4 protein-coding genes are annotated in these 3,673 nt (G+C 70.4%); 1 reads left to right on the forward strand and 3 read right to left on the reverse strand.

What is annotated here, in order from left to right; translation table 11 throughout:
• Positions 1–273 precede the first annotated feature (273 nt).
• The 3 genes from ACFU7Y_RS41745 to ACFU7Y_RS41755 are packed head-to-tail and all read right to left on the reverse strand — an operon-like array spanning position 274 to position 3,002.
• Positions 274–687, reverse strand: a complete 414-nt coding sequence (locus tag ACFU7Y_RS41745; protein ID WP_380771637.1) for a MarR family winged helix-turn-helix transcriptional regulator — start codon at positions 685–687, stop codon at positions 274–276.
• Positions 688–705: 18 nt separating this feature from the next.
• Complete coding sequence (locus ACFU7Y_RS41750; RefSeq protein ID WP_380771639.1) at positions 706–2,109, reverse strand: DHA2 family efflux MFS transporter permease subunit; 1,404 nt, start codon at positions 2,107–2,109, stop codon at positions 706–708.
• Between the two features lie 50 nt (positions 2,110–2,159).
• Positions 2,160–3,002: an NAD(P)H-binding protein gene (locus ACFU7Y_RS41755; RefSeq protein WP_224278725.1), complete on the reverse strand. Its 843-nt coding sequence runs from the start codon at positions 3,000–3,002 to the stop codon at positions 2,160–2,162.
• A 105-nt stretch (positions 3,003–3,107) separates the two neighbouring features.
• Here ACFU7Y_RS41755 and ACFU7Y_RS41760 point away from each other — a divergent pair, with 105 nt between their 5' ends.
• Positions 3,108–3,602, forward strand: coding sequence for a MarR family winged helix-turn-helix transcriptional regulator (locus ACFU7Y_RS41760; RefSeq protein ID WP_380771641.1), 495 nt, complete (start codon positions 3,108–3,110; stop codon positions 3,600–3,602).
• Positions 3,603–3,673 lie beyond the last annotated feature (71 nt).

Here is a 3,673-nt window from a genome sequence, read left to right on the forward strand (position 1 = left end):
CCGCCAAGCGGTCCGGGCCTTCGACTGCCCTACTGGGCAAAGGCGGAGGATACGAGATTCGAACTCGTGAGGGGTTGCCCCCAACACGCTTTCCAACTGTTCGTCCTGCCGTCCGAGAGCGTCCGCGTACGTCCTGATCTGCGGCGGAGCGGCGCGTCCGATGAGGCTCGTACGTGGCCGGACCGGGGTGAATGCAACCAGAACTGCAACCAGGGCCGGATCGGTCGCCCTTGCAATTCAGCTACCGATGACGAAGCTGCGGCTTGGGTGGAGTCATTGTTCTGCCCCGCCATCCAGGTTGTGGGTCATCCGTTCCAGGACGGTGATGGCGATCCGGTACTCCTCACGAGTGATACCGGCCGTCGACAACTCGCGGAAGGCGTCGACGCGTTCGGCGACCTCGGCGAGGCGGGTGCGGCCGTCGGCGGTCAGTGCGAGGCGGCCCTGCTCCGGGCGGGCGGCCCAGCCGTCGGCGACGACGGTCTCGATGGCGCCGGTCAGAGCGTCGACATCGGCGTTGGCGGCAAGGACGGTCAGCACGTCGGTGTCGGTGGCCCGCGGGTCGTCCCCGACGACGTTGAGGACCTGCCAGGCGAGTCGGGTGAGGCCGAACTCGGCCAGCATGGAGTTCATGTAGCCGGTGAGGGCCTTGTCGGTGCGGTTGAGCCAGTAACCGATGGGCTTCATGTGGTGCTCCTGGGTGGGTCAGTGGTGCCGGGGTCGGGCGTTGCGGGGCAGCAGCCACACGAGGGCGCAGCAGGCAAGAGCGGCGACGGCGACCACGGCGAGGCTGTGGACGGCTGCGTTCGTGGAGCCGCCGGGGGTGTGGAAGTAGACGGTAGTGATCGCTGCGGCGCCGATGCTGTTGGCGAGTTGCGCGACGGCGGAGAGGGAACCGCTGGCGCTGCCCGACTCCTTCGGGCCGACGCCGCCGAGGGTGACCTCGTAGACGGTGCCGAAGCAGGTGCCGAGGCCGAGGCCGGCGACGAGGACCGGGGCGATGAGAATCCATGCTGTCGGGGTGGTGGCCTGGATCAGGACAAGCAGCGACAGCGTCCCGGCCAGCGTAAGCAGCAGGCCGACGAGGATGAGCGTTCGGCCGAGGCGGGCCATCAGACGGTGCGCGGCGATCGAGGCGAGGATGATGCCGGCGGCGATCGGGGCGAGGCCGAGCGAGGCCTGGGTCGGGGTGCGGTGCAGCCCGTCCTGGAGGAAGAGGGACAGGACGAGGAGCAGGCCGGCGACCGCCGCGTAGAAGACGAGGCCGAGGACCAGGCCGGAGGTGAAGCCGCGGTTCTTCAGCAGCGAGGGTTCGATGAGCGGGCTGGCGGCGCTTCGCTGGCGCAGGCAGAACAGGGCGAAGAGCAGGGCTCCGGCGGTGAGGGAGAGGATGGGGACGGGCGTCCAGCCGTGGCTGGAGCCGTCGATCAGGCCGTAGAGCAGGCCGAGCATCGTGGTGGCGAGCAATCCGGAGCCCGGACCGTCGACGGTGACCGTCCGGTCGCCGCTGTCGCGGGGCAGCAGCCGCGTGGCCAGTGCGATCGCGAGGCCGCCGAGCGCGATGTTGATCAGGAACATGGAACGCCAGCCGAAGCCGTCGATGAGGAACCCGGCGAGGACCGGACCGCTGATCGCCGACAGGCCGAGGCAGGGAGCGAAGACTCCGAACGCCTTGCCGAGTTCGTGCGGGGGGAAGGCCGCGCCGAGGATGCCGAAGCCCTGTGGGATCACGAGGGCACCGAAGGCTCCCTGGAGCAGGCGGAAGCCGATGAGGGAGGCGGGGTCGAGGGCCAGGCCGCAGGCGACGGACGTGAGGGTGAAACCGGTGAGGCCGACCAGGAACAGGCGGCGGCGTCCGAACTTGTCACCGAGCCTGCCGCCGACCACCAGCAGGACGCCCATGGCAAGGGCGTAACCGGCGCCGAGCCACTGGACGAGGGCGTCGCCGCCGTTCAGATCGGTGGCGATGGTCGGGGCGGCGACGTTGGTGATCGTCGCGTCGAGGAGGTCGAGGACTGCGGCGAGGAGGACGACGGCGAGGACGGCCCAGCGGCGGCGGTCGGGCGTGGTCTGCGGGGTGGAGGGGGCCTGGGGTAAGGCCGTGGACATGGAATCCCTTGGGTGGAGGGGACGGGCCTCGTGGTGTGGACCCGTCCGGATCAGTGCCGGGTGAAGGCGGGGGCGTTCTCGTGGGCCCACTGCCGGTACGTGCGGGCGGGGCGGCCGAGGAGGGTTTCGGTGGTGTCGGCGATGGCCGCCGGACCGTGGTCGGCGGCCTCCCACAGGTCGAGCAGCGAGGAGACCATCGGCGCGGGCATGTAGTCGCCCATCTGCTGCTCGGCCTCGGCGCGGGTGATCTGCTCGATTGGGATCTCACGGCCGAGGGTGTCGGCGAGGACGGCGAGCTGCTCGCGGAAGGTGAGCGACTCGGGGCCGGTCAGGGTGACCGAGCGGCCGGTGAGGGAGGTGCCGGTCAGGGCCTCGACGGCGATGTCGGCGATGTCCTCGGGGTGGATGGGTGCGATGTGCGCGTCCGGGTAGGCGAGCTGGATCGGCATCGACCGGCCGATGAAGTGGGCCCAACCGAGGGAGTTGCTGGCGAAGGCGTCCGGGCGCAGGAACGTGCAGGTGAGATTGGAGGCGGCGAGGGCGCGCTCGACCTGGAGGCTGTGGCCGGCGAGCGGGTCGTTCTCGGCGTGGGGGCCGAGGACGGAGGACGAGGAGAGCAGGACGACGTGCTCGACGCCGGCGGCCTCGGCGGCCTTGACCAGCTCGTGGATGCCGGCGGGTTGGGGGTAGAGGAAGACCTGGCGGACGCCGCGGAGCGCGGCATCGAAGGTCTCGGGCCGGTCGAGGGCGAGCTCGGCGGTCTCGACGCCCGCCGGGACGGCCAGTTCGGCGGGGTTGGCGCTGGCGGCGCGGACGGTGCGACCGGCGGAGTGCAGGCGGCCGATGACGGCCTGGCCGACCTTTCCGCGGGCGCCGGTGATGAGGATGGCCATGGGAAGCTCCATTCGTTGCTGGGGCGACATATGCATGTTTACATGCACACATTTGAGAGTCAACACATGCCTTCGTGGAGTCATCCATGTCTGTACGATGGGGGCATGACGAAGCGCGAGCCGAAGACGGCGGACGAGCTGCTGGACGCCGTGGGTCCGGCCTTCGGGAAGCTGCGGCGCTCCTCGCTCCTGGAAGTCGAGGACCCGATCTCCCAGAAGGACCTCAGTCGCACGCTGGTGTTGAGGATCGTCCTGGACGCCGAGAGGGAGGATGCCGGCGAGGTCACCGTCGGCGCGGTCGCCCAGCACCTCGGTGTGGACCCGTCGGTGGCCAGCCGTATGGTCTCCGACTCCATCTCGGCCGGCTACCTGATCCGCGCCGCCTCCCAGCGGGACGGTCGCCGCACCGTCCTCCATCTCAGCCCCGAGGGCCGTGAGCTGATGGCCCGCTTCGGCCGCCACCAGCGCTCGGCCTTCGAGTACATCACCGCCGACTGGACCGAGCGGGAGCGCCTGGAGTTCGCCCGCCTCATGCTCAAGTACGTCGACTCCCAGGACGCCCTCCGCCACCGGCTCCCGGGCAAGGACGCTCCGCGCTGAGCCGCCCCGGCGGCTCGTGCCGGTGCAATCGCGGGCATGACGAAGGCCCCGACCGGCGAACCGGTCGGGGC

Origin of the sequence: Kitasatospora sp. NPDC057542, from assembly GCF_042801945.1 — a bacterium.
Classification (GTDB): domain Bacteria; phylum Actinomycetota; class Actinomycetes; order Streptomycetales; family Streptomycetaceae; genus Kitasatospora.

Coding starts and splice junctions, on each gene's coding strand:
- ACFU7Y_RS41760 (WP_380771641.1), top strand. CDS start 3,108: ATGACGAAGCGCGAGCCGAAGACGGCGGACGAGCTGCTGGACGCCGTG.
- ACFU7Y_RS41755 (WP_224278725.1), bottom strand. CDS start 3,002: ATGGCCATCCTCATCACCGGCGCCCGCGGAAAGGTCGGCCAGGCCGTC.
- ACFU7Y_RS41750 (WP_380771639.1), bottom strand. CDS start 2,109: ATGTCCACGGCCTTACCCCAGGCCCCCTCCACCCCGCAGACCACGCCC.
- ACFU7Y_RS41745 (WP_380771637.1), bottom strand. CDS start 687: ATGAAGCCCATCGGTTACTGGCTCAACCGCACCGACAAGGCCCTCACC.